Here is a 24,963-nt window from a genome sequence, read left to right as displayed (position 1 = left end):
GCAGTTTACCCCAATCGGCCGGAGCGGGCAGGGCTTGTGTCATCCGACCAGCGCTGCTCACACGCGCTGGTCGGCCGGGAAGCCCGAAAACGCTGGCTCAGCCCGGTGGCCAGTTCATCTGACGCTGACCGAGTACGTGCATGTGAATGTGGTAGACGGTCTGCCCGCCCAGCTCATTGCAGTTCATCACCACGCGGAAGCCTTCTTCGCAGCCCAGTTCGAGGGCCAGACGCTGCGCCGTGAACAGGATATGTCCGGCCAGGCCTTTGTCTTCCTCGGTCAGATCGTTCAGGGTGCGGATAGGCTTTTTCGGGATAACCAGAAAATGCACGGGTGCCTGTGGGGCGATGTCGTGAAAGGCCAGGACCTGATCATCTTCATAGATGATCTTCGCCGGGATTTCCCGATTGATGATCTTGGTAAACAAAGTGTCCACAGCCGTTTGCTCCTTGTCGGTTGATGGTCGTCACAGGGTATCGCTGTGCTTCAGCGCGTCCGAGTGTACTGAGCGAGACGCGGTTCGCCCAGCCGTTTGTCGGTCAGCGTGGGCAGTATTTCTTGTTGATGTAGCCGCTGATCTGACGAGCCAGCCAGCGTGAAACCAGGCGCGGGCTGAGCGTCCACAACCGGTTACTGAAACCGGGTGTGATCACTGCGCGGTTTTTTGCCAGTGCGCGAACGGTATACAGCGCCACTTCTTCAGGGCTCATCAGGCTATCCACATTGACCTGCAACTGCGCGGTGCGGAAAAAAGCCGTCCTGGTCGGGCCGGGGCACAGCACCGAGACCTTCACCCCGGCCTTCTTCACTTCCTCGCGCAGCCCCTCGGAAAAATGCAGGACATACGCCTTGCTTGCGTAATAAGTGCTCATCCATGGCCCGGGCTGAAACGCCGCCACCGAGGCAATGTTGAGTATCTGGCCGCCGCCCTGAATGGCCATCAGATTGCCGACCGTGTGGCACAGGCGCGTGAGGGCCAGAATGTTCAGATCGATCAGGTCCTGCTCGGCGCTCCAGTCCTGAGCCAGAAAAGGTCCGCACGTGCCGATGCCCGCAGCGTTGACCAGCAGATCGATCTGGTGGGCACCGTCTTCCAGCTCCAGCAGAAAGCCCGAGAGCCTCAGTGGCTCGCCCAGATCGCAGGCTCGAAACAGCACTTCCACGCCAAAACGCTGAGTCAACTCCAGTGCAATTGTTTCCAGCAGATCGCGCTGGCGGGCGACCAGGATCAGGTTGCGACCGCGACGTGCCAGCGCTTCGGCCATCGCCAGGCCTATGCCGCTGGACGCGCCGGTGATCAGGGCGTAACGGGTCATGCAGTTCTCCATTGAGCGTGTTGCGACCGGCAGTCTGCCGAACCGTGAGCAGTCTATTACTTGTCGCTTTGTTCTTCGGACTCTATGTTGACATCCGCTGGCGCGGTCAAGGCACTGTCACGGCTTTCTTCGTCGTCATAGGGGAGGGATTGCTCGTATTCATCGGTCTGCAATTCCAACTCATCGCGCAGCATGCCTCCGCCGCCAGCGGTGAGCCCGATCACGACTATGGGGATGAGTAACACCCACAGAACGGCCAGAGTCTTAACACCTCTGGAATTTGGTGGCGACGGCGGGCCAAAAGCGTTTGGGCCTTTTGTTCCGGGCAGCAGGATCATCAGAAACGGGAAGACGCTGCCTACGAATGGCACCATGGTGAGCAGCAGAAGCCAGCCCGACCAACCCAGATCGTGCAGCCGCTGAACGCCGATCTGCGCTCCGATGACCGCGAACGCGACGAGCACCACTGCCATCAGCAGGCCGCCGGCGACCAGCGAACCGTTCATGACCAGCAGGCACACACCTACCAGCATCAGCGTCGCGGCGCTCAGTACCATGCTCCACGCCAGATAGCGCAAGCGCCCGATACGTCCATTGATACTCAGCACCTTCAGCGTTGAATGACCAGGCTGATCAGCGCCGACCTGTGCCTTGGGCGGTGCGTAGGGCGATATTTCCAGATGCGCGGGTTTAGGGGAGGGCTGGCTGACCACTTCGTCCAGACTCAGGCTGATTTCAATGTCCGGTTCGATACGTGCTTCGACGCCCGCATCGTTCAGCGCCTTCAAGTAGCGTTCCGCATCCTGGTAAGTAATCCCGCGCTTGAGCGCAACGGTTTGACCGCTGAACAGCTTCTGCACTGCAGACGGTTCGCTTTTGAACAGCCCCGCCAGGTTGGCCTTTGCGGTGTCGAGCTCGACGCCTTCACGCACCTGCCCTTCAAACACAATCTTGAAGTGTGAATCGGCCATACGGGGCTTCCTTGTCTTTAAATGGAAAACAGTGCCGGGCGCCTGCCTGAGACAGAGCGCCCTGTCGCGTTACTGATGAGGCCGGGCGAAGCTTGGAATCAGAAGGGTTTGACGATAACCAGAATGACGATGGCGATCAGGATCAGTACCGGGATTTCATTGAACCAGCGATAAAACACATGGCCGCGGCCATTTTCACCACGGGCAAAGCGTTTCATCTGTGCGCCGCAGACGTGGTGATAGCCGATCAGCAGGACAACCAGTGCGAGCTTGGCGTGCATCCAGCCCTGACTGAAATAACCGCTGGGGTCGAAGCTGATCAGCCAGCCGCCGAAGACCAGCGTTGCAATCATTGCTGGGGTCATGATGCCACGGTACAGCTTGCGCTCCATGACGATGAAACGCTCGCGGCTGACCGTGTCCTCACTCATCGAGTGATAGACGAACAGTCTTGGCAGATAGAACAGGGCTGCAAACCAGCAGACCATTGAAATGACATGAAGCGCCTTTATCCATAGATAGAGCATTTTTGATTATTCCCAGGTTCACGGTGGCCGAATAGTAGTGTCTTGTGCGCCCCTACGTCACGTTGTCGGTTGTCGCAGAGGCGATAGGCTCCTATTATCGACCGCTTTCCAGTTGTTTCGTTGAGGGCAGGTTATGGTCAAGGTCGGTATCGTCGGCGGCACGGGTTACACCGGGGTCGAGTTGCTGCGTCTGTTGGCACAGCATCCGCAGGCAGAAGTAGTGGTCATTACCTCGCGCTCGGAGGCCGGCATGCCAGTCGCCGACATGTATCCGAACCTGCGCGGGCACTACGACGGCCTCGCGTTCAGCGTGCCTGACGTGAAAACTCTGGGGGCCTGTGACGTGGTGTTCTTCGCCACGCCCCACGGTGTCGCTCATGCTTTGGCCGGTGAACTGCTCGCGGCAGGCACCAAGGTGATCGACCTGTCTGCCGACTTCCGTCTGCAGGACCCTGTCGAATGGGCCAAGTGGTACGGCCAGCCTCATGGCGCTCCGCAGCTGTTGGAAGACGCGGTGTACGGGCTGCCGGAAGTCAATCGCGAGCAGATCAGGAACGCGCGACTCATCGCCGTACCGGGTTGCTATCCGACCGCTACCCAGTTGGGTTTCCTGCCGCTGCTTGAAGCCGGTATTGCCGATAACACTCGTCTGATTGCCGACTGCAAATCTGGCGTGAGCGGTGCGGGCCGTGGTCTGAATATCGGTTCGCTGTACTCGGAAGCCAATGAAAGCTTCAAGGCCTACGCCGTGAAGGGTCACCGTCACCTGCCTGAAATCACCCAAGGGCTGCGTCGTGCTGCCGGTGGCGACATCGGCCTGACGTTCGTGCCACACCTGGTGCCGATGATTCGCGGCATTCACTCCACGCTCTATGCAACGGTCACTGATCGCTCGGTGGACTTGCAGGCACTGTTCGAGAAGCGCTACGCCGACGAGCCATTCGTGGATGTGATGCCAGCGGGCAGCCATCCCGAAACCCGCAGTGTGCGTGGCGCCAACGTGTGTCGCATCGCGGTGCATCGTCCGCAGGGCGGCGATCTGGTCGTCGTGCTTTCGGTAATCGACAATCTGGTCAAAGGTGCGTCCGGTCAGGCGGTGCAGAACATGAACATCCTGTTTGGCCTTGATGAGCGCGCCGGGTTGTCTCATGCGGGCATGATGCCCTGAGGGAGGCAGCTTTGAGCTTCAAGCGGCAAGCTTCAAGTTGCAAGGCAAAGGCGGGCCGGCCATGCTCTTGTAGCTTGTAGCTTGTAGCTTGTAGCTTGTAGCTTGTAGCTTGTAGCTTGTAGCTTGTAGCTTGTAGCTTGTAGCTTGTAGCTTGTAGCTTGTAGCCGCTCCCGATCAAATAGTTGACCGATTTTCTAGGAGAAGCGGATAATGCCGTCATTACGCATTACGACGGCTAACGCCGGGAGATATCAGACATGAGTGTCGAATCCTTCACGCCTACCGCTTTGGAGTTCACTCCAAATGCAGCGCACAAGGTGAAAACCCTGGTCGACGAAGAGGGCAATGATCGTCTCAAACTGCGTGTATTCGTTACAGGTGGCGGTTGCTCAGGTTTTCAGTACGGTTTTACTTTCGATGAAGATGTGGCAGACGATGACACCATCGTCGAGCGCGAGGGCGTAAGCCTGGTTGTCGATCCGATGAGCTTTCAGTACCTGGCTGGCGCAGAAGTCGATTATCAGGAAGGGCTTGAAGGGTCGCGATTCGTGATCAAGAACCCGAATGCCTCCACAACCTGTGGCTGTGGCTCCTCGTTCTCGATCTGATCGAAGCTTGCTGTACACAAAAACGCCGCTCATTGAGCGGCGTTTTGCATTACAGCAGGTATCAGGCGGGGTAGATCGCGCCCAGAACACGTCTGCCCTTGGCGCCGGTTACCGTCGGACGGTTGGCCGGAACGCCTTCGAGGCAGCAATGAGCCAGCCAGGCAAAGGCCATCGCTTCAACCCAGTCAGGGTCTACGCCGAACTTCTCGGTACTGCTGACCTCGGTGCCGGGCAACAGCTCTGCAAGACGTTTCATCAGCGCCTTGTTATGCGCACCGCCACCACAGACCAGAAGCTCCCGGGTAATGGCTTGGGCCGATTGCAGGGACTCGGTGATCGTCAATGCTGTCAGTTCCAGCAGAGTGGCCTGCACGTCCTCTGGAGCCAGTGTTGGCAACTGGAAGAGATGGTGGTGAACCCAACCCAGGTTGAATACTTCCCGGCCTGTACTCTTGGGGCCCTTGGTCAGGAAAAACTGATCGCTGAGCAGTTTCTTGAGTAGCGCCGAATCAACCTTGCCACTCGCCGCCCATGCGCCATCCTTGTCGTAGCTCTCGTGGCGCTGCGACTGTATCCACGCATCGAGCAGGACGTTACCGGGTCCGCAGTCGAAGCCTTCGACCGGGCGATCGGACTCGATCAGGCTCAGGTTGCTGAACCCGCCGATGTTCAATACAGCGCGATGATCCTTGTTGTCGTCGAACAGGGCTTCATGGAAAGCCGGTACCAGAGGTGCGCCCTGGCCGCCTGCTGCGATATCGCGACGGCGGAAGTCGCTGACCACGGTGATTTCAGTCAGCTCTGCCAGCAGCGCGGGGTTGCCGATCTGAATGCTGTAGCCGCGCGCAGGCTCATGACGAATAGTCTGGCCGTGGCTGCCGATGGCGCGAATCTGAGCAGGCACCATGTTTTGATCTTCCAGCAAGGTCTGCACGCCCTGTGCGACCAGCCTGCACCACTTTTGCTCCGCAATGGCCGCACGCGCAAGCTCATCCGCGCCGCTGGAGCAAAGCCCCAGCAGCTCGGCATACAGGTCTTCGGGCATGGGGATGTAGTGAGTGGCCAGAAGCCTTGATCGGTCATCCTGCTTCAAAAGGGCGATATCAATCCCATCGAGACTGCTGCCAGACATCACACCTATATAGAAGAAGTCCATGGATTACCTTTTATTCGAGGCCAGCGTGGTGGCTTTTTCCTGATCCATGCGCGCCATTAACGGCTGGCTTTGCTGCATGAACCGCTGTTTTTCGGATTTGGCGATCGGGTCCGCCATCGGAAGCTTCTGGCCCAGTGGGTCTACGTGAACGCCATTGACCTGAAACTCGTAGTGCAAGTGCGGGCCTGTGGACAGGCCGGTAGTTCCAATATAGCCGATAACCTGACCTTGCTTGACAGTGCCGCCGGTCTGTATGCCTTTGGCGAAGCCCTGCATGTGGCCATACAGCGTACGGTAAGTGTCGCCGTGCTGAATGATGACGGTATTGCCGTATCCGCCACGGCGGCCGGCGAGCAGGACCTTGCCATCGCCGGTTGCCTTGATCGGCGTACCACGTGGCGCTGCGTAGTCGACGCCTTTGTGGGCGCGGATCTTGTTGAGGATCGGGTGCTTGCGGCCCATCGAGAACATCGAGCTGATGCGGGCGAAGTCTACCGGGGTGCGGATGAACGCCTTGCGCATGCTGTTGCCGTCAGCCGTGTAGTAATTGGTATTGCCCTGCTTGTTGGTGTAGCGAACGGCGGTGTAGGTCTTGCCCCGGTTAGTGAAGCGGGCGGACAGGATATTCCCTGTGCCTACGCTCTTGCCGTTGACCACTTTCTGCTCGTATACCACATCGAATTCGTCACCCTTGCGGATGTCCTGCGCGAAGTCGATGTCGTAGCCGAAGATATTGGCCATGTCCATCGTCATGCTATGAGTCAGGCCGGCACGTTGTGCGGACTGCGACAGGGAGCTGTTGATCACCCCGTGTACGTAGGCGTTACGCACGTTGGGCTTGCTGATCTCGCGATTGAATGCGTAACCGCCAGTTACTGTCTTCGACAGGCTGATGGACTCGACTTCGCTGAGCTTGGTATGCAATTGCTTGAGCTGGCCATCCGGCGTCAGCTCGAACTGCAGCGTCTGTCCATTCTGCAGCTTGCTGAACTGCTTGGCTTGCTTGTCGCTGGCCAGTACTTCATGAACGGTAGCAGCTGGCAGCCCGACCTTTTCAAACAGAGTCGACAGCGTGTCGCCCTTGCTGACAGTGACTTCCCTGTGAGCAGGATCCTTCGCAGCGGCTGGCGCGGGTTTTTCTGCCTGAGGCTGTGCACTGGCGGTGTCTTGAGCCTGATCGTCGGCATTGTCGATCTGGGCAAATGGCGATTCGGTGGTTTCAGGTGTGGCTTGAGTGGCTTGTTGAGCGTCTTGATCTTGTACGTCCTGATCCGGTGCCTCCAGATCAAGCGGAATGTTGGTTCGTTTGGCTTCGACTTCGCTGGATGGAAAAACCAGGAGAGCCAGGCTCAACAATGCGGCGATGCCGCTTGCAGCGAGCAGGTGACTCTTCGGATAAAGCGGGGGCGCTTTAGGCGGTGTGTCTTTCATAGGTAATTTGACTTTGAAAAAGGTGAAATGGAAAAGATGAATGACATGATGAAGATGAAATAACTGTATAAAATATAACCAAAACCTGCTCGAAGCAACCCTTCCCGCGTATCGGTCACTGATTCGCAGGCAAACGCTGGGCAAAACTTGTAATTGGGCTCTGATCTTGTAAGGTTGGCTCCCTTTGAATTGGGGACTGAAATGAAGTCGGTTGAAGAGCAGCTGGCGCTGATCAAGCGCGGTGCAGATGAACTCCTGGTCGAGGCCGAGCTGGTCGAGAAGCTGAAGCGTGGCCAGCCACTGCGTATCAAAGCTGGTTTCGATCCGACTGCACCTGATCTGCACCTTGGGCACACCGTGCTTATTAACAAGCTGCGGCAGTTCCAGGATCTGGGGCATCAGATCATCTTCCTGATCGGTGATTTCACCGGCATGATCGGCGACCCGAGCGGTAAAAGCGTCACGCGTCCGCCGCTCACCCGTGAGCAGGTCCTCGACTACGCCGAAACCTACAAGTCTCAGGTCTTCAAGATTCTCGATCCGGCCAAGACCGAAGTTGCATTCAACTCGACCTGGATGGACCAACTGAGTCCGGCTGACTTCATTCGCCTGTCTTCGCAGTACACGGTCGCGCGGATGCTCGAGCGTGACGATTTCGACAAGCGCTATAAAAGCAATCAGTCCATCGCCATTCACGAATTCCTTTACCCGCTGGTGCAGGGCTATGACTCCGTGGCTTTGAAGGCCGACGTCGAGCTGGGCGGCACCGATCAGAAATTCAATCTGCTGATGGGGCGCGAGCTTCAGCGTGCTTATGGACAGGAGCCGCAGTGCATTCTGACCATGCCGTTGCTGGAAGGCCTGGATGGCGTGAAGAAGATGTCCAAGTCGCTGGGCAACTACGTCGGCATTCAAGAAGCGCCAGGCATTATGTATAGCAAGCTGGTGTCGATTCCTGATTCCCTGATGTGGCGTTACTTCGAGCTATTGAGCTTCCGCTCGATGGAAGAGATCGACGGCTTGAAGGCTGACTGCGAAGCGGGTGCCAACCCTCGCGACATCAAGATCAAGCTGGCCGAAGAGCTGGTCGCTCGTTTCCATGGTGAGGAGGCTGCGGCCAATGCGCATCGTTCTGCGGGTAACCGTATGAAGGAAGGCGAGCTGCCGGATGATCTGCCGGAGATATCGGTGGCTGCTGCCGAGGACATGCCGATCTCTGCGGTCCTTAATAAAGCAGGCCTGGTAAAGAACGCAGCAGTCGCTCGTGATCTGCTGGCTTCTGGCGGTGTGCGTATAGATGGTGAGGTCGTGGATCGCAGCTTTGTATTCAAGCTGGGTGCCACCCATGTTTGCCAGGCCGGCAAGAAGGCTTTTGGGCGCGTTACGCTGGTTTCCGAAGAAAGTTCAAATTAACGGTTGACGCCCTCTGTCAGGTGTCTATAATTCGCCCCACTTCCGGCGCAGACGTAAACGAAAAAGCCTTGTAGATCAATAGTTTGCAAGGTTTTTAAGTGAAGAGTCAGCGAGGAAGGAGGTCGGGTCTGGATTGATCGACAGTGGTGAGAAAAAAGAGTTTGACACGCGGTTGTAACGCTGTAGAATTCGCCTCCCGCTGATGAGCAACTCAAGAGTTGATCGCAGCGCAAGTGGTTGAAGTTGCAAAGGAAACTTTGAAAGCTTCTTAAAATAACCGCTTGACAGATACAGAGGGCGCTGTAGAATGCGCGCCTCGGTTGAGACGAAAGGTCTTAACCAACCGCTCTTTAACAACTGAATCAAGCAATTCGTGTGGGTGCTTGTGGTGTCAGACTGAAGTCAACAGATTATCAGCAACCCAAGTTACTCCGCGAGAAATCAAAGATGTAACCAACGATTGCTGAGCCAAGTTTAGGGTTTTCTCAAAACCCAGTTAGATGTTTGAACTGAAGAGTTTGATCATGGCTCAGATTGAACGCTGGCGGCAGGCCTAACACATGCAAGTCGAGCGGCAGCACGGGTACTTGTACCTGGTGGCGAGCGGCGGACGGGTGAGTAATGCCTAGGAATCTGCCTGGTAGTGGGGGATAACGCTCGGAAACGGACGCTAATACCGCATACGTCCTACGGGAGAAAGCAGGGGACCTTCGGGCCTTGCGCTATCAGATGAGCCTAGGTCGGATTAGCTAGTTGGTGAGGTAATGGCTCACCAAGGCGACGATCCGTAACTGGTCTGAGAGGATGATCAGTCACACTGGAACTGAGACACGGTCCAGACTCCTACGGGAGGCAGCAGTGGGGAATATTGGACAATGGGCGAAAGCCTGATCCAGCCATGCCGCGTGTGTGAAGAAGGTCTTCGGATTGTAAAGCACTTTAAGTTGGGAGGAAGGGCAGTTACCTAATACGTGATTGTTTTGACGTTACCGACAGAATAAGCACCGGCTAACTCTGTGCCAGCAGCCGCGGTAATACAGAGGGTGCAAGCGTTAATCGGAATTACTGGGCGTAAAGCGCGCGTAGGTGGTTTGTTAAGTTGAATGTGAAATCCCCGGGCTCAACCTGGGAACTGCATCCAAAACTGGCAAGCTAGAGTATGGTAGAGGGTGGTGGAATTTCCTGTGTAGCGGTGAAATGCGTAGATATAGGAAGGAACACCAGTGGCGAAGGCGACCACCTGGACTGATACTGACACTGAGGTGCGAAAGCGTGGGGAGCAAACAGGATTAGATACCCTGGTAGTCCACGCCGTAAACGATGTCAACTAGCCGTTGGGAGCCTTGAGCTCTTAGTGGCGCAGCTAACGCATTAAGTTGACCGCCTGGGGAGTACGGCCGCAAGGTTAAAACTCAAATGAATTGACGGGGGCCCGCACAAGCGGTGGAGCATGTGGTTTAATTCGAAGCAACGCGAAGAACCTTACCAGGCCTTGACATCCAATGAACTTTCCAGAGATGGATTGGTGCCTTCGGGAACATTGAGACAGGTGCTGCATGGCTGTCGTCAGCTCGTGTCGTGAGATGTTGGGTTAAGTCCCGTAACGAGCGCAACCCTTGTCCTTAGTTACCAGCACGTTAAGGTGGGCACTCTAAGGAGACTGCCGGTGACAAACCGGAGGAAGGTGGGGATGACGTCAAGTCATCATGGCCCTTACGGCCTGGGCTACACACGTGCTACAATGGTCGGTACAGAGGGTTGCCAAGCCGCGAGGTGGAGCTAATCTCACAAAACCGATCGTAGTCCGGATCGCAGTCTGCAACTCGACTGCGTGAAGTCGGAATCGCTAGTAATCGCGAATCAGAATGTCGCGGTGAATACGTTCCCGGGCCTTGTACACACCGCCCGTCACACCATGGGAGTGGGTTGCACCAGAAGTAGCTAGTCTAACCTTCGGGGGGACGGTTACCACGGTGTGATTCATGACTGGGGTGAAGTCGTAACAAGGTAGCCGTAGGGGAACCTGCGGCTGGATCACCTCCTTAATCGACGACTCAGCTGCACCATAAGCACCCACACGAATTGCTTGATTCATTGAAGAAGACGATTAGAAGCAGCTTTAAGCTCCAAGCTGATAGCTCAACGCTAGCGGCTACAAGCTCGAAATTGGGTCTGTAGCTCAGTTGGTTAGAGCGCACCCCTGATAAGGGTGAGGTCGGCAGTTCGAATCTGCCCAGACCCACCAATTTTGTGTGGGAAACGCCTTTAGAAATACGGGGCCATAGCTCAGCTGGGAGAGCGCCTGCCTTGCACGCAGGAGGTCAGCGGTTCGATCCCGCTTGGCTCCACCACTTACTGCTTCTGTTTGAAAGCTTAGAAATGAGCATTCCATTGATCCTGACGATCAGTGCCTGAATGTTGATTTCTAGTCTTTGATTAGATCGTTCTTTAAAAATTTGGGTATGTGATAGAAAGAAATATAGACCGGGCACCTCTTTCACTGGTGCGTGTCCGGGCTAAGGTAAAGTTTGTGAAATGCAAACTTTCGGCGAATGTCGTCTTCACAGTATAACCAGATTGCTTGGGGTTATATGGTCAAGTGAAGAAGCGCATACGGTGGATGCCTTGGCAGTCAGAGGCGATGAAAGACGTGGTAGCCTGCGAAAAGCTTCGGGGAGTCGGCAAACAGACTGTGATCCGGAGATGTCTGAATGGGGGAACCCAGCCATCATAAGATGGTTATCTTGTACTGAATACATAGGTGCAAGAGGCGAACCAGGGGAACTGAAACATCTAAGTACCCTGAGGAAAAGAAATCAACCGAGATTCCCTTAGTAGTGGCGAGCGAACGGGGACCAGCCCTTAAGTTGTATTGAGATTAGCGGAACGTTCTGGAAAGGACGGCCATAGTGGGTGATAGCCCTGTACGCGAAAATCCCTTTGCAATGAAATCGAGTAGGACGGGGCACGAGAAACCTTGTCTGAATATGGGGGGACCATCCTCCAAGGCTAAATACTACTGACTGACCGATAGTGAACCAGTACCGTGAGGGAAAGGCGAAAAGAACCGCGGAGAGCGGAGTGAAATAGATCCTGAAACCGTATGCGTACAAGCAGTGGGAGCCCACTTTGTTGGGTGACTGCGTACCTTTTGTATAATGGGTCAGCGACTTATTTTCAGTGGCGAGCTTAACCGAATAGGGGAGGCGTAGCGAAAGCGAGTCTTAATAGGGCGTCTAGTCGCTGGGAATAGACCCGAAACCGGGCGATCTATCCATGGGCAGGTTGAAGGTTGGGTAACACTAACTGGAGGACCGAACCGACTACCGTTGAAAAGTTAGCGGATGACCTGTGGATCGGAGTGAAAGGCTAATCAAGCTCGGAGATAGCTGGTTCTCCTCGAAAGCTATTTAGGTAGCGCCTCATGTATCACTGTAGGGGGTAGAGCACTGTTTCGGCTAGGGGGTCATCCCGACTTACCAAACCGATGCAAACTCCGAATACCTACAAGTGCCGAGCATGGGAGACACACGGCGGGTGCTAACGTCCGTCGTGAAAAGGGAAACAACCCAGACCGTCAGCTAAGGTCCCAAAGTCATGGTTAAGTGGGAAACGATGTGGGAAGGCTTAGACAGCTAGGAGGTTGGCTTAGAAGCAGCCACCCTTTAAAGAAAGCGTAATAGCTCACTAGTCGAGTCGGCCTGCGCGGAAGATGTAACGGGGCTCAAACCATGCACCGAAGCTACGGGTATCATCTTTTGATGATGCGGTAGAGGAGCGTTCTGTAAGCCTGTGAAGGTGAGTTGAGAAGCTTGCTGGAGGTATCAGAAGTGCGAATGCTGACATGAGTAACGACAATGGGTGTGAAAAACACCCACGCCGAAAGACCAAGGTTTCCTGCGCAACGTTAATCGACGCAGGGTTAGTCGGTCCCTAAGGCGAGGCTGAAAAGCGTAGTCGATGGAAAACAGGTTAATATTCCTGTACTTCTGGTTATTGCGATGGAGGGACGGAGAAGGCTAGGCCAGCCTGGCGTTGGTAGTCCAGGTTTAAGGTGGTAGGCTGAGATCTTAGGTAAATCCGGGATCTTAAGGCCGAGAGCTGATGACGAGTGTTCTTTTAGAACATGAAGTGGTTGATGCCATGCTTCCAAGAAAAGCTTCTAAGCTTCAGGTAACCAGGAACCGTACCCCAAACCGACACAGGTGGTTGGGTAGAGAATACCAAGGCGCTTGAGAGAACTCGGGTGAAGGAACTAGGCAAAATGGCACCGTAACTTCGGGAGAAGGTGCGCCGGTGGAGGTGAAGCATTTACTGCGTAAGCCCCTGCCGGTCGAAGATACCAGGCCGCTGCGACTGTTTATTAAAAACACAGCACTCTGCAAACACGAAAGTGGACGTATAGGGTGTGACGCCTGCCCGGTGCCGGAAGGTTAATTGATGGGGTTAGCGCAAGCGAAGCTCTTGATCGAAGCCCCGGTAAACGGCGGCCGTAACTATAACGGTCCTAAGGTAGCGAAATTCCTTGTCGGGTAAGTTCCGACCTGCACGAATGGCGTAACGATGGCGGCGCTGTCTCCACCCGAGACTCAGTGAAATTGAAATCGCTGTGAAGATGCAGTGTATCCGCGGCTAGACGGAAAGACCCCGTGAACCTTTACTATAGCTTTGCACTGGACTTTGAATTTGCTTGTGTAGGATAGGTGGGAGGCTTTGAAGCGTGGACGCCAGTTTGCGTGGAGCCAACCTTGAAATACCACCCTGGCAACTTTGAGGTTCTAACTCAGGTCCGTTATCCGGATCGAGGACAGTGTATGGTGGGTAGTTTGACTGGGGCGGTCTCCTCCTAAAGAGTAACGGAGGAGTACGAAGGTGCGCTCAGACCGGTCGGAAATCGGTCGTAGAGTATAAAGGCAAAAGCGCGCTTGACTGCGAGACAGACACGTCGAGCAGGTACGAAAGTAGGTCTTAGTGATCCGGTGGTTCTGTATGGAAGGGCCATCGCTCAACGGATAAAAGGTACTCCGGGGATAACAGGCTGATACCGCCCAAGAGTTCATATCGACGGCGGTGTTTGGCACCTCGATGTCGGCTCATCACATCCTGGGGCTGAAGCCGGTCCCAAGGGTATGGCTGTTCGCCATTTAAAGTGGTACGCGAGCTGGGTTTAGAACGTCGTGAGACAGTTCGGTCCCTATCTGCCGTGGACGTTTGAGATTTGAGAGGGGCTGCTCCTAGTACGAGAGGACCGGAGTGGACGAACCTCTGGTGTTCCGGTTGTCACGCCAGTGGCATTGCCGGGTAGCTATGTTCGGAAAAGATAACCGCTGAAAGCATCTAAGCGGGAAACTTGCCTCAAGATGAGATCTCACTGGAACCTTGAGTTCCCTAAAGGGCCGTCGAAGACTACGACGTTGATAGGTTGGGTGTGTAAGCGCTGTGAGGCGTTGAGCTAACCAATACTAATTGCCCGTGAGGCTTGACCATATAACACCCAAGCAATTTGCGTCGAACGACCAGATTGCGGTGACTGTGAAGATGACACGAACCGAAAGTTTGCGTCACGAATGACACCTGAACCAGCTTGCTATCACATACCCGATTTGCTGAAGCGCGCCGCAGGGCACGATTCGGTACCCGAATTTCTTGACGACCATAGAGCATTGGAACCACCTGATCCCATCCCGAACTCAGTAGTGAAACGATGTATCGCCGATGGTAGTGTGGGGTTTCCCCATGTGAGAGTAGGTCATCGTCAAGATTAAATTCCAGAAACCCTCATCGCTTACGCGTTGAGGGTTTTTGTTTGTCTGGTGCCTGCAAAAAACCAGCGTGAAAACACGTTTTCGTTTCTATGCATCATGCTTCTGCGTGGCTATGATGCGTGCCTTATTGCCAGGCGATTCCAAATGCTGACCTTGTTAAAGCTTCTTGCCGATGGTGCGTTTCATTCTGGGCAGGTATTGGGCGATGCCCTCGGCATAAGTCGCAGTGCTGTCTGGAAGCAGCTTCAGCAGCTTGAGGCGGACCTGGGCATAGATGTCCACAAGGTGCGTGGTCGTGGCTATAGACTCGCAACGCCCATTTCTCTTCTAAGTCCCTACGGTATCGAGCAGTCAGGCTTTCCTGCCAACTGGTCTGTACGCACTTACGATTCCATCGACTCTACCAACGCTGAGGCCGCACGTCTGATCACTCAAGGCGTTGCCATGCCTGTACTGGTGGTGGCCGAGCAGCAGACCTCCGGAAGAGGGCGGCGTGGTCGAAAGTGGGTAAGTCCATTTGCTGAAAACCTGTATTACAGCCTGGTCCTGCGCATCGATGGAGGGATGCGTCAGCTGGAAGGCCTCAGCTTGCTGGTGGGGCTCGCGGTAATGAATGTGCTGCGTGATATGGGCGTGCAGGGCGCAGGCCTTAAATGGCCAAACGACGTGCTCGTTGGCAGGCAGAAGATCGCCGGCATTTTGCTCGAACTGATTGGCGATCCGGCGGACGTGTGTCATGTGATCATCGGAATAGGGGTGAACGTAAACATGCGCTCCACCAGCGAGGTCGATCAGCTGTGGACGTCGGTCAGACTCGAAACAGGCGGCCTTGTTGATCGCAATCAGGTCGCTGCTCGTATAAGCACACAGCTTGAGGCTCTCATGACGGTTCATCGCAAGGAAGGCTTTGCGGCATTTCAGAAGGAGTGGGAGCGCGGGCATTTGTGGCAGGGGGCTGCAGTCAAGTTGCTCTCGGGAGTAGGTGTCGTGGAGGGAGTGGTGTTAGGGGTCGACTCGCTTGGAGCGCTGCGGTTGGAAGTCAATGGTGTGGAAAAAAGCTTTAGTGGTGGAGAGCTGAGCCTGAGGTTGCGAGATGATTCTTGAGCTCGATTGTGGCAACAGCTTCATCAAGTGGCGTATTACCGCTAAAAGCGATGCAGCAGTGGTCAGCGTTGGTGTCGTTGACTCTGACGCAGCCTTGTTGGAGCACCTGCGTAATTTACCGGACACAACGTTCAGCGACTGCCGTCTGGTAAGTGTCCGAAGTGCCGAAGAAACGGCGCGTCTGGTTTCCGTGCTGGCTGACGCGTTCTCCGTTGCCCCGGTCTGCGCAGTGCCTGCCCGTGAGCTGGGAGGAGTGATTAACGGCTATGACGATTTCGAGCGCCTCGGCCTGGATCGCTGGCTGGCTTTCGTGGGTGCGTACTACCTTGTCAAGCGTGCATGCCTGGTGATTGATCTGGGCACCGCAGTGACATCTGATTTCGTCGACGCCGACGGCGCGCATCTTGGTGGTTTCATCTGTCCAGGGATGCCCTTGATGCGCAATCAGTTGCGCACCCATACCCGTCGCATCAGATATGACGATACAGAGGCGGAAAGGGCTTTGGTTCGTCTCGTTCCCGGGCGTGCAACCGCAGAAGCCGTAGAGCGTGGTTGCTCGCTGATGCTTCGGGGGTTCGCAGTGACTCAGGTCGAGATAGCTCGTGGGTATTGGGGTGAGGACTTTGCTATTTTTGTGACTGGCGGGGACGCTGCCTTGGTTGTGGATGTGCTGCCGGGAGCTCGTATCGTTCCTGATCTGGTCTTCGTGGGGCTGGCTCTCGCCTGCCCTTTGCGCTGAGGTCTCTATGCGTTGGTTATTTCTTCTGCTGTTGATGCTTAATGCCTTTTATTACATCTGGCATCAGCAGGAGGCTCCGCTCAGGGCCAAAGAGGTCATGCCCTTGTCGTTGCACCGTGCTTCTCAGCAGGATATTCGTCTGCTCAGCGAATCGGATGCCGGGCGGGTGTCCCACGATCGTGACGCCCAATGTCTGTACGTCGGTGGCTTTGCCAGGCAAGAGGATGCGCGCCTGGTAGAGCAGCGATTGAACAGTCTGGATATCCAGTCTCAATTTCAGCCCTTGCAAACGAGTGGGGCGACCGCCTACTGGCTGAAAATCGCCCCGGAAAGTCGACGCCTTGTCGAAGCTGGCTTGATCAGTCAGCTGGGTCAGGATTTCCCGCAATTAAAAAATCAAATAATGTCGTGCGAGGGCATTGCAACTGCTGATTAGTTTACATAGAATGGCGCCCGCTTCGCAGTGAGGTGAAAGTCTCACGAACGGAGTGGTAGTAGTCAACGCATGTAACCTCAGGTTTTTACTGAGAAAAAGGTTGACAGAAGGGTAGCATGAGTTGAGAATGCTGCCTCGCTTAGGAGGGGTTCCCGAGCGGCCAAAGGGATCAGACTGTAAATCTGACGTCTACGACTTCGAAGGTTCGAATCCTTCCCCCTCCACCAGATTTAGCGCGAGCTGCAAGTTATGCGGGTATAGTTTAGTGGTAGAACCTCAGCCTTCCAAGCTGATGATGCGGGTTCGATTCCCGCTACCCGCTCCAGGCTTGTGGTTCATGCGCAGTGTTTTGCTCTTGTAGCTCAGTTGGTAGAGCACACCCTTGGTAAGGGTGAGGTCAGCGGTTCAAATCCGCTCAAGAGCTCCATTGATAAAGGCAGATATGAAAATATCTGCCTTTGTTTTAGGCGGTTCTGCACTGTGTGCGCCGTCTAAATCTTGTTCGGAGTAAGCTGCCTGTTAGGTGCTCTTCGAATAAGGTGTTGAAAAACTCTCGTCAGGTCCGCATAATGGTCGGCCTGATTTTGCTTTTAGGTCAGTAGCTCAATTGGCAGAGCGACGGTCTCCAAAACCGTAGGTTGGGGGTTCGATTCCCTCCTGACCTGCCAGATTCCCTAGATGTAATCTGGCTTTCTTTTCACAGGATCTCCGTAGATGAATCCCAAGGCTGAAGCATCAGACTCTCGCTTTGATATGCTGAAGTGGCTCCTGGTAGTCGTTTTGGTTGTCGTGGGTGTTGTCGGCAATCAGTATTATTCTGCTGAGCCGATCCTGTATCGCGTTCTCGCTCTCCTTGTGATTGCCGCAGTTGCTGCGTTTGTAGCGCTGCAGACAGGCAAAGGTAAGGCCTTCTTCGTTTTGGCGAAAGAAGCGCGTGCCGAGATCCGTAAAGTCGTATGGCCTACTCGCCAAGAAACCACTCAAACCACGTTGATCGTTGTGGCTGTTGTGCTGGTTATGGCGTTGCTGTTGTGGGGGCTTGATTCCCTGCTCGGCTGGCTTGTTTCCTTGATAGTTGGCTAAGGGTGTCCCGTGGCTAAGCGTTGGTACGTAGTGCATGCTTACTCGGGTTACGAGAAGCATGTCATGCGCTCGTTGGTCGAGCGTGTGAAGCTGGCAGGCATGGAAGATGGCTTCGGCGAAATTCTGGTTCCCACTGAAGAAGTGGTTGAAATGCGTAATGGCCAGAAGCGCAAAAGCGAGCGCAAGTTCTTCCCTGGTTATGTGCTTGTTCAGATGGACATGAATGAGGGTACTTGGCACTTGGTCAAGGACACCCCGCGTGTCATGGGCTTCATCGGCGGTACCGCTGATAAGCCAGCTCCCATCACTGATAAAGAGGCAGAAGCGATTCTGCGTCGCGTCGCTGACGGTAGCGACAAGCCGAAGCCGAAAACGCTGTTCGAACCAGGTGAGGTTGTTCGCGTCACCGACGGTCCGTTCGCCGATTTCAATGGCACGGTCGAAGAAGTTAACTACGAAAAGAGCCGGATTCAAGTGGCGGTGCTCATTTTCGGACGCTCTACTCCGGTAGAGCTGGAGTTCAGTCAGGTCGAAAAGGCATAACTGAGCTGGAATCCCATACCCCGCAGCCTAAGGCTGTGGGGTTTTTTCGTCACTGGGATATACGCGTAAGTAACCGGGGAGCCTTTGTTGGCGCTTGAACCCGTAATTGGAGTGCCTCATGGCCAAGAAGATAACCGCATACATCAAGCTGCAAGTGAAAGCCGCTCAGGCTAACCCAAGCCCGCCAGTTGGTCCTGCTCTGGGTCAGCACGGTGTGAACATCATGGAATTCTGCAAAGCGTTCAACGCCCGTACTCAGGGTATTGAGCCAGGCTTGCCGACTCCAGTGATCATCACTGTATACAGCGACCGTAGCTTCACTTTCGAAACAAAAAGTACCCCTGCATCGGTTCTGCTGAAGAAAGCTGCAGGCTTGACCAGCGGCTCGGCTCGCCCGAACACCGTTAAAGTTGGCACCGTGACTCGTGCTCAGCTGGAAGATATCGCTAAAGCAAAAAATGCGGATCTGACTGCAGCTGACATGGAAGCGGCCGTGCGTACCATCGCCGGTTCCGCTCGTAGCATGGGCCTTAACGTGGAGGGTGTGTAATGGCTAAGCTGACCAAGCGTCAAAAGGCAATCGCCGAGAAAATCGAAGCTGGCAAGTCTTACAATTTTGTAGACGCCGCTGCGTTGCTCACCGAGCTGTCGACTGTCAAGTTCAGCGAGTCGATCGACGTCGCTGTCAACCTGGGTGTTGATCCTCGTAAATCCGACCAGGTCGTACGTAGCGCTACCGTACTGCCGCACGGCACCGGTAAAACTGTACGCGTTGCAGTGTTCACCCAGGGCCCTGCTGCTGAAGCTGCTCTGGCTGCCGGCGCTGACCGCGTTGGTATGGACGATCTGGCCGCTGAAATGAAAGCTGGCGATCTGAACTACGACGTCGTTATCGCTTCCCCTGACGCAATGCGCGTTGTGGGTCAGCTGGGTCAGGTTCTCGGTCCTCGCGGTCTGATGCCTAACCCGAAAGTCGGCACCGTTACTCCTGACGTCGCTACCGCCGTCAAGAACGCCAAGGCTGGTCAGGTTCGTTATCGCACCGACAAAAACGGCATCATCCACACTTCCGTTGGCAAGGTCGGTTTCGACGCTGTCAAGCTGAAGGAAAACGTTGAAGCCCTGATCGCTGATCTGAAGCGTATCAAGCCTGCTTCTTCGAAAGGTATTTACGTCAAGCGCATCACCCTGAGCACCACTATGGGCCCAGGCCTGGTCATCGACCAGGGTTCGTTGGAAGCGTAAGACAAAATGGTACGGTGATCGATTGCCGTACCGTTTGAAAGATTGGGGTCCCTGCCTGGCGGGGGCTATCCAAGACCGTAGGCGACGCAAGTCTTAAACCACAAGCCTACGCAGATGGTGCTCCCGGTTCCTTACCGAATCAGACACCAAAACGACATCTGGCTTCGGTCGGATGAAACGGTAACAAGCAGGAGTTAAACCCGTGGCAATTAAACTCGAAGACAAGAAGGCCATCGTCGCTGAAGTCAACGAGGCTGCCAAAGCTGGTCTGTCCGCTGTTGTGGCTGATGCCCGTGGCGTGACGGTTGGCGCAATGACCGGACTCCGTAAAGAGGCTCGTGAAGCTGGCGTTTACGTACGCGTTGTACGTAACACCCTGCTCAAGCGCGCCGTTGCTGACACTGAATTCAGTGTCCTCAACGACGTGTTCACTGGCCCGACCTTGATCGCGTTCTCCAACGAACACCCCGGCGCTGCTGCCCGTTTGTTCAAGGAATTCGCTAAAGGTCAGGACAAGTTCGAGATCAAGGCAGCTGCGTTCGAGGGCAAGTTCCTCGCAGCTAATCAGATCGATGTACTGGCAAGCCTGCCGACCCGTAACGAAGCAATTTCTCAGCTGATGAGCGTGATTCAAGGCGCTACCAGCAAGTTGGCTCGTACTCTGGCGGCTGTTCGCGACCAAAAAGAAGCAGCTGCAGCCTAAGGCTGAGTCAGATCTTTTCGCGTATTTTTGTTTATTTTGATGGTCGCGTAGGCCGTCCCCCAATTCAGGAAATTGAGTCATGTCCATCTCTCAAGACGATATCCTTAACGCCGTAGCTGAAATGTCCGTTCTGCAGGTTGTAGAGCTGATCAAGGCTTTCGAAGAGAAGTTCGGCGTTACTGCTGCTGCCGGCTCTGCTGGCCCAGCTGCTGCAGCTGCTGTTGTTGAAGAACAAACTGAATTCAACGTCATGCTGCTGGAAGCTGGCGAGAAGAAAGTAAACGTGATCAAGGCAGTTCGTGAACTGACCGGTCTGGGCCTGAAAGAAGCCAAGGCTGTAGTTGACGGCGCTCCTGCCCAGGTTCTGGAAGCAGTGTCGAAAGACGCAGCTGACAAAGCAAAAGCTACCCTGGAAGAAGCAGGCGCTAAAGTCGAGCTGAAATAAGCATCGATTTTGAGTGTCCAGCCCACGCGTTTAGCGAAAGGCTGATGGCTGGTGGCTTTTGCCACCGGCCTTTTTCCGTTATAGACGATTGGCGCTGTCAACGTCTGTAACGTGTGGCATCCACCGATGGCGGTGGCGCAAACCAAGGGGTTTGCAAGATTTTCTGGCTGCTTCCGTCGGGAGGGAGCCAAACAAGCAGGTGACCAAGCTGGGGAACGCTGATGGCTTACTCATATACTGAGAAAAAACGTATCCGCAAGGACTTTAGCAAGTTGCCGGACGTAATGGATGTGCCGTATCTCTTGGCCATCCAGCTGGATTCGTATCGCGAATTCCTGCAGGCGGGAGCGACCAAAGATCAGTTCCGCGACGTCGGTCTGCATGCAGCCTTCAAATCCGTTTTCCCGATCATCAGCTACTCCGGCAATGCTGCGCTGGAGTATGTAGGTTATCGCTTGGGCGAACCGGCATTTGATGTCAAGGAATGCGTGCTGCGCGGTGTGACTTACGCAGTACCTCTGCGAGTCAAGGTCCGTCTGATCATTTTCGACAAAGAATCGTCGAACAAAGCGATCAAGGACATCAAAGAGCAAGAAGTCTACATGGGTGAAATCCCCCTGATGACTGAGAACGGTACCTTTGTAATCAATGGCACCGAGCGCGTTATCGTGTCTCAGCTTCACCGTTCGCCTGGCGTATTCTTCGACCACGACCGTGGCAAGACGCACAGCTCCGGCAAGCTGCTGTACTCCGCTCGTATCATTCCTTACCGCGGTTCGTGGCTGGACTTCGAGTTCGATCCGAAAGACTGCGTATTCGTCCGTATCGACCGTCGTCGTAAGCTGCCTGCGTCCGTACTTCTGCGCGCTCTGGGTTACACCACCGAGCAAGTGCTTGATGCTTTCTACACCACCAACGTATTCCATGTGCGCGGTGAAAACCTGAGCCTGGAGCTGGTGCCTCAGCGCCTGCGTGGTGAAATTGCCGTTCTGGATATCCTGGACGACAAGGGCAAGGTCATTGTCGAGCAGGGTCGTCGTATCACTGCCCGTCACATCAACCAGCTGGAAAAGGCCGGGATCAAAGAGCTGGAAGTGCCTCTGGACTACGTCCTGGGTCGTACTACAGCCAAGGTCATCGTGCATCCGGCAACCGGTGAGATCATTGCCGAGTGCAACACCGAGCTGAACACCGAAATCCTGGCCAAGATCGCCAAGGCTCAGGTTGTTCGTATCGAAACGTTGTACACCAACGACATCGATTGCGGTCCGTTCGTCTCCGACACACTGAAGATCGACTCCACCAGCAACCAACTGGAAGCGCTGGTCGAGATCTATCGCATGATGCGTCCTGGCGAGCCGCCAACCAAGGATGCTGCTGAAACACTGTTCAACAACCTGTTCTTCAGCCCTGAGCGCTACGACCTGTCTGCTGTAGGCCGTATGAAGTTCAACCGTCGTATCGGTCGTACCGAAATCGAAGGCTCGGGCGTGCTGTGCAAGGAAGACATCGTAGCGGTCCTCAAGACCCTCGTTGATATCCGCAACGGCAAAGGCATCGTCGATGACATCGACCACCTCGGTAACCGTCGCGTTCGTTGCGTCGGCGAGATGGCCGAGAACCAGTTCCGTGTAGGTCTGGTCCGTGTCGAGCGCGCTGTTAAAGAACGTCTGTCGATGGCAGAAAGCGAAGGCCTGATGCCTCAGGACCTGATCAACGCCAAACCTGTTGCGGCGGCGGTCAAAGAGTTCTTCGGTTCCAGCCAGCTTTCCCAGTTCATGGACCAGAACAACCCGCTGTCCGAGATCACGCACAAGCGTCGTGTTTCCGCACTCGGTCCTGGCGGTCTGACGCGTGAGCGCGCCGGCTTTGAAGTTCGAGACGTTCACCCGACTCACTACGGCCGTGTGTGCCCGATCGAGACGCCTGAAGGTCCGAACATCGGTCTGATCAACTCCCTGGCGGCCTATGCCCGCACCAACCAGTACGGCTTCCTCGAGAGCCCGTACCGTGTGGTCAAGGAAGGTCTGGTCACCGAAGAGATCGTCTTCCTTTCGGCGATCGAAGAAGCGGACCACGTCATTGCCCAGGCTTCGGCCGCAATGAACGACAAGCAAGAGCTGATCGACGAGCTGGTTGCTGTGCGTCACTTGAACGAATTCACCGTCAAGGCGCCAGCCGATGTCACCCTGATGGACGTTTCGCCCAAGCAGGTAGTCTCGGTAGCCGCATCGCTGATTCCGTTCCTCGAGCACGATGACGCCAACCGTGCGTTGATGGGTTCGAACATGCAGCGTCAGGCTGTTCCTACTCTGCGTGCCGACAAGCCGCTGGTAGGTACTGGCATGGAGCGCAACGTTGCTCGCGACTCCGGCGTTTGCGTCGTGGCTCGTCGTGGTGGTGTGATCGACTCGGTTGACGCCAGCCGTATCGTTGTTCGCGTTGCCGATGATGAAGTTGAAACAGGTGAGGCGGGTGTAGACATCTACAACCTGACCAAATACACCCGTTCGAACCAGAACACCTGCATCAACCAGCGTCCGCTGGTCAGCAAGGGTGACCGTGTTCAGCGGAGCGACATCATGGCTGACGGCCCGTCCACCGATATGGGTGAACTGGCGCTGGGTCAGAACATGCGCATCGCGTTCATGGCCTGGAACGGTTTCAACTTCGAAGACTCCATCTGTCTTTCTGAGCGTGTCGTTCAGGAAGACCGCTTCACCACGATCCACATTCAGGAACTGACCTGTGTGGCGCGTGACACCAAGCTTGGGCCAGAGGAAATCACAGCTGACATCCCTAACGTGGGTGAAGCTGCTCTGAACAAGCTGGACGAAGCGGGTATCGTTTATGTAGGTGCCGAAGTCGGCGCCGGCGACATTCTGGTCGGTAAGGTCACTCCGAAAGGCGAGACCCAGCTGACTCCGGAAGAAAAACTGTTGCGCGCGATCTTCGGCGAGAAGGCCAGCGACGTTAAAGACACCTCCCTGCGTGTACCAACCGGTACCAAAGGTACTGTCATTGACGTTCAGGTCTTCACCCGTGATGGTGTCGAGCGTGATGCGCGTGCCCTGTCCATCGAGAAATCGCAACTCGACGAGATCCGCAAGGATCTGAACGAAGAGTTCCGTATTGTCGAAGGCGCTACTTTCGAACGTCTGCGCTCTGCGCTGGTGGGTCGTGTAGCTGAAGGCGGCGCTGGCCTCAAAAAGGGCCAGGAAATCACCAACGAAGTGCTTGATGGTCTTGAGCATGGTCAGTGGTTCAAGCTGCGCATGGCTGAAGATGCTCTCAACGAGCAGCTCGAAAAGGCTCAGGCCTACATCGTTGATCGTCGCCGTCTTCTGGATGACAAGTTCGAAGACAAGAAACGCAAACTGCAGCAGGGCGATGACCTGGCTCCAGGCGTTCTGAAAATCGTCAAGGTCTACCTGGCAATCCGTCGCCGCATCCAGCCGGGCGACAAGATGGCCGGTCGTCACGGTAACAAGGGTGTGGTCTCTGTGATCATGCCGGTTGAAGACATGCCGCACGATGCCAATGGCACGCCGGTCGATATCGTCCTCAACCCGCTGGGCGTACCTTCGCGTATGAACGTTGGTCAGATTCTCGAAACCCACCTGGGCCTCGCGGCCAAAGGTCTGGGCGAGAAGATCAACCGCATGCTCGAAGAGCAGCGTAAAGTTGCTGAGCTGCGCAAGTTCCTCAACGAGATCTATAACGAAATCGGCGGTCGTCAGGAGTCTCTGGAAGACCTCACCGACAACGAGATTCTGGACCTCGCGAAGAACCTGCGTAACGGCGTACCGATGGCTACCCCGGTTTTCGACGGTGCCAAGGAAAGCGAAATCAAGGCAATGCTCAAGCTGGCAGATATGCCGGAAAGCGGCCAGATGCAGCTGTTCGACGGTCGTACCGGCAACAAGTTTGAACGTGCTGTAACGGTTGGCTACATGTACATGCTGAAGCTGAACCACTTGGTGGACGACAAGATGCACGCGCGTTCCACTGGTTCGTACAGCCTGGTTACCCAGCAGCCGCTGGGTGGTAAGGCACAGTTCGGTGGTCAGCGTTTCGGGGAGATGGAAGTGTGGGCGCTGGAAGCATACGGCGCGGCGTACACTCTGCAGGAAATGCTCACAGTGAAGTCGGACGATGTGAACGGTCGTACCAAGATGTACAAAAACATCGTGGACGGCGATCACCGTATGGAGCCGGGCATGCCCGAGTCTTTCAACGTGTTGATCAAAGAAATCCGTTCGCTCGGTATCGATATCGATCTGGAAACCGAATAACACGTGACGCGAATC

The 24,963-nt window shown here is 55.2% G+C and carries 19 protein-coding genes, 6 tRNA genes and 3 rRNA genes; 22 read left to right on the top strand and 6 right to left on the bottom strand.

Annotated elements, in window-relative coordinates; genetic code table 11:
- Positions 1–97: 97 nt before the first annotated feature.
- From V476_RS08060 to hemJ, 4 genes are all read right to left on the bottom strand, one after another.
- Positions 98–436 (bottom strand): histidine triad nucleotide-binding protein, encoded by a 339-nt coding sequence (locus V476_RS08060; RefSeq protein ID WP_003316306.1) that lies wholly within the window; start codon positions 434–436, stop codon positions 98–100.
- Between the two features lie 103 nt (positions 437–539).
- Complete coding sequence (locus V476_RS08055; protein ID WP_003341077.1) at positions 540–1,316, bottom strand: SDR family NAD(P)-dependent oxidoreductase; 777 nt, start codon at positions 1,314–1,316, stop codon at positions 540–542.
- A 56-nt stretch (positions 1,317–1,372) separates the two neighbouring features.
- Entirely contained in the window at positions 1,373–2,287 is a 915-nt protein-coding gene (locus V476_RS08050; RefSeq protein WP_017279832.1) for a DUF805 domain-containing protein, read from the bottom strand.
- Between the two features lie 98 nt (positions 2,288–2,385).
- A complete protein-coding gene (gene hemJ / locus V476_RS08045; protein ID WP_024961352.1) occupies positions 2,386–2,814 on the bottom strand; it encodes a protoporphyrinogen oxidase HemJ in 429 nt (142 codons plus the stop codon).
- 133 nt (positions 2,815–2,947) lie between these two features.
- Between hemJ and argC the strand changes: the two genes are divergently transcribed.
- Positions 2,948–3,982, top strand: a complete 1,035-nt coding sequence (argC, locus tag V476_RS08040) for an N-acetyl-gamma-glutamyl-phosphate reductase (protein WP_003411695.1) — start codon at positions 2,948–2,950, stop codon at positions 3,980–3,982.
- A gap of 257 nt (positions 3,983–4,239) precedes the next feature.
- Positions 4,240–4,590, top strand: a complete 351-nt coding sequence (gene erpA / locus V476_RS08035) for an iron-sulfur cluster insertion protein ErpA (protein ID WP_002551953.1) — start codon at positions 4,240–4,242, stop codon at positions 4,588–4,590.
- Between the two features lie 61 nt (positions 4,591–4,651).
- Here erpA and V476_RS08030 read toward each other — a convergent pair whose 3' ends face one another.
- Positions 4,652–5,746 (bottom strand): anhydro-N-acetylmuramic acid kinase, encoded by a 1,095-nt coding sequence (locus tag V476_RS08030; protein ID WP_017279833.1) that lies wholly within the window; start codon positions 5,744–5,746, stop codon positions 4,652–4,654.
- A gap of 3 nt (positions 5,747–5,749) precedes the next feature.
- On the bottom strand, positions 5,750–7,177 hold the full coding sequence (locus V476_RS08025) for a peptidoglycan DD-metalloendopeptidase family protein (RefSeq protein WP_024961351.1): 1,428 nt from the start codon (positions 7,175–7,177) through the stop codon (positions 5,750–5,752).
- Positions 7,178–7,378: 201 nt separating this feature from the next.
- On the opposite strand from V476_RS08025, the gene tyrS reads away from it, so the two are divergent.
- The 20 genes from tyrS (at position 7,379) to rpoB (ending at position 24,948) form a co-directional block, all read left to right on the top strand.
- On the top strand, positions 7,379–8,590 hold the full coding sequence (gene tyrS / locus V476_RS08020; protein ID WP_024961350.1) for a tyrosine--tRNA ligase: 1,212 nt from the start codon (positions 7,379–7,381) through the stop codon (positions 8,588–8,590).
- Positions 8,591–9,096: 506 nt separating this feature from the next.
- Positions 9,097–10,635 (top strand): 16S ribosomal RNA (locus tag V476_RS08015).
- A 123-nt stretch (positions 10,636–10,758) separates the two neighbouring features.
- Positions 10,759–10,835 (top strand) — tRNA-Ile (locus V476_RS08010).
- Between the two features lie 30 nt (positions 10,836–10,865).
- Positions 10,866–10,941: transfer RNA gene (locus V476_RS08005), tRNA-Ala, on the top strand.
- Between the two features lie 242 nt (positions 10,942–11,183).
- Positions 11,184–14,077 (top strand): 23S ribosomal RNA (locus V476_RS08000).
- Positions 14,078–14,235: 158 nt separating this feature from the next.
- Positions 14,236–14,351: ribosomal RNA gene (gene rrf / locus V476_RS07995) — 5S ribosomal RNA — on the top strand.
- Together the 16S, 23S and 5S rRNA genes with 2 tRNA genes alongside form the textbook arrangement of a ribosomal RNA operon.
- Before the next feature lie 148 nt (positions 14,352–14,499).
- Complete coding sequence (birA, locus tag V476_RS07990) at positions 14,500–15,459, top strand: bifunctional biotin--[acetyl-CoA-carboxylase] ligase/biotin operon repressor BirA (protein ID WP_003344198.1); 960 nt, start codon at positions 14,500–14,502, stop codon at positions 15,457–15,459.
- Positions 15,449–16,198, top strand: a complete 750-nt coding sequence (locus V476_RS07985) for a pantothenate kinase (RefSeq protein WP_024961320.1) — start codon at positions 15,449–15,451, stop codon at positions 16,196–16,198. The genes birA and V476_RS07985 overlap by 11 nt, the downstream gene beginning before the upstream one ends.
- Before the next feature lie 7 nt (positions 16,199–16,205).
- Complete coding sequence (locus V476_RS07980; RefSeq protein ID WP_003391762.1) at positions 16,206–16,634, top strand: hypothetical protein; 429 nt, start codon at positions 16,206–16,208, stop codon at positions 16,632–16,634.
- Positions 16,635–16,776: 142 nt separating this feature from the next.
- A tRNA-Tyr gene (locus V476_RS07975) sits at positions 16,777–16,861 on the top strand.
- Positions 16,862–16,885: 24 nt separating this feature from the next.
- Positions 16,886–16,959: transfer RNA gene (locus tag V476_RS07970), tRNA-Gly, on the top strand.
- A 26-nt stretch (positions 16,960–16,985) separates the two neighbouring features.
- Positions 16,986–17,061: transfer RNA gene (locus tag V476_RS07965), tRNA-Thr, on the top strand.
- 165 nt (positions 17,062–17,226) lie between these two features.
- A tRNA-Trp gene (locus V476_RS07960) sits at positions 17,227–17,302 on the top strand.
- A gap of 46 nt (positions 17,303–17,348) precedes the next feature.
- Positions 17,349–17,717: a preprotein translocase subunit SecE gene (secE, locus tag V476_RS07955; RefSeq protein WP_024961319.1), complete on the top strand. Its 369-nt coding sequence runs from the start codon at positions 17,349–17,351 to the stop codon at positions 17,715–17,717.
- Between the two features lie 9 nt (positions 17,718–17,726).
- Complete coding sequence (gene nusG, locus V476_RS07950) at positions 17,727–18,260, top strand: transcription termination/antitermination protein NusG (protein WP_003317113.1); 534 nt, start codon at positions 17,727–17,729, stop codon at positions 18,258–18,260.
- A gap of 118 nt (positions 18,261–18,378) precedes the next feature.
- Complete coding sequence (gene rplK / locus V476_RS07945; RefSeq protein WP_002555500.1) at positions 18,379–18,810, top strand: 50S ribosomal protein L11; 432 nt, start codon at positions 18,379–18,381, stop codon at positions 18,808–18,810.
- Positions 18,810–19,505 carry a 50S ribosomal protein L1 gene (gene rplA / locus V476_RS07940; RefSeq protein WP_003317112.1) on the top strand — a complete coding sequence of 232 codons (696 nt, stop codon included), beginning with the start codon at positions 18,810–18,812 and terminating at the stop codon, positions 19,503–19,505. The genes rplK and rplA overlap by 1 nt, the downstream gene beginning before the upstream one ends.
- 202 nt (positions 19,506–19,707) lie before the next feature.
- Positions 19,708–20,208 (top strand): 50S ribosomal protein L10, encoded by a 501-nt coding sequence (gene rplJ, locus V476_RS07935; protein ID WP_002555498.1) that lies wholly within the window; start codon positions 19,708–19,710, stop codon positions 20,206–20,208.
- Positions 20,209–20,287: 79 nt separating this feature from the next.
- Entirely contained in the window at positions 20,288–20,653 is a 366-nt protein-coding gene (rplL, locus tag V476_RS07930) for a 50S ribosomal protein L7/L12 (protein ID WP_003317111.1), read from the top strand.
- A gap of 221 nt (positions 20,654–20,874) precedes the next feature.
- Entirely contained in the window at positions 20,875–24,948 is a 4,074-nt protein-coding gene (rpoB, locus tag V476_RS07925) for a DNA-directed RNA polymerase subunit beta (protein ID WP_003317110.1), read from the top strand.
- The last annotated feature ends 15 nt before the right edge of the window (positions 24,949–24,963 follow it).

The sequence above is a fragment of the Pseudomonas syringae KCTC 12500 genome (assembly GCF_000507185.2).
Taxonomy (GTDB): Bacteria; Pseudomonadota; Gammaproteobacteria; order Pseudomonadales; family Pseudomonadaceae; genus Aquipseudomonas; species Aquipseudomonas syringae.
The sequence above is the reverse complement of the archived record's forward strand: the minus strand, read 5'-3'. Positions and strand labels throughout refer to the sequence as shown.

Coding starts and splice junctions, on each gene's coding strand:
- rplL (WP_003317111.1), top strand. CDS start 20,288: ATGTCCATCTCTCAAGACGATATCCTTAACGCCGTAGCTGAAATGTCC.
- V476_RS08050 (WP_017279832.1), bottom strand. CDS start 2,287: ATGGCCGATTCACACTTCAAGATTGTGTTTGAAGGGCAGGTGCGTGAA.
- V476_RS08030 (WP_017279833.1), bottom strand. CDS start 5,746: ATGGACTTCTTCTATATAGGTGTGATGTCTGGCAGCAGTCTCGATGGG.
- V476_RS07985 (WP_024961320.1), top strand. CDS start 15,449: ATGATTCTTGAGCTCGATTGTGGCAACAGCTTCATCAAGTGGCGTATT.
- secE (WP_024961319.1), top strand. CDS start 17,349: ATGAATCCCAAGGCTGAAGCATCAGACTCTCGCTTTGATATGCTGAAG.
- birA (WP_003344198.1), top strand. CDS start 14,500: ATGCTGACCTTGTTAAAGCTTCTTGCCGATGGTGCGTTTCATTCTGGG.
- rpoB (WP_003317110.1), top strand. CDS start 20,875: ATGGCTTACTCATATACTGAGAAAAAACGTATCCGCAAGGACTTTAGC.
- argC (WP_003411695.1), top strand. CDS start 2,948: ATGGTCAAGGTCGGTATCGTCGGCGGCACGGGTTACACCGGGGTCGAG.
- rplK (WP_002555500.1), top strand. CDS start 18,379: ATGGCCAAGAAGATAACCGCATACATCAAGCTGCAAGTGAAAGCCGCT.
- hemJ (WP_024961352.1), bottom strand. CDS start 2,814: ATGCTCTATCTATGGATAAAGGCGCTTCATGTCATTTCAATGGTCTGC.
- V476_RS08055 (WP_003341077.1), bottom strand. CDS start 1,316: ATGACCCGTTACGCCCTGATCACCGGCGCGTCCAGCGGCATAGGCCTG.
- tyrS (WP_024961350.1), top strand. CDS start 7,379: ATGAAGTCGGTTGAAGAGCAGCTGGCGCTGATCAAGCGCGGTGCAGAT.
- erpA (WP_002551953.1), top strand. CDS start 4,240: ATGAGTGTCGAATCCTTCACGCCTACCGCTTTGGAGTTCACTCCAAAT.
- rplA (WP_003317112.1), top strand. CDS start 18,810: ATGGCTAAGCTGACCAAGCGTCAAAAGGCAATCGCCGAGAAAATCGAA.
- V476_RS07980 (WP_003391762.1), top strand. CDS start 16,206: ATGCGTTGGTTATTTCTTCTGCTGTTGATGCTTAATGCCTTTTATTAC.
- V476_RS08025 (WP_024961351.1), bottom strand. CDS start 7,177: ATGAAAGACACACCGCCTAAAGCGCCCCCGCTTTATCCGAAGAGTCAC.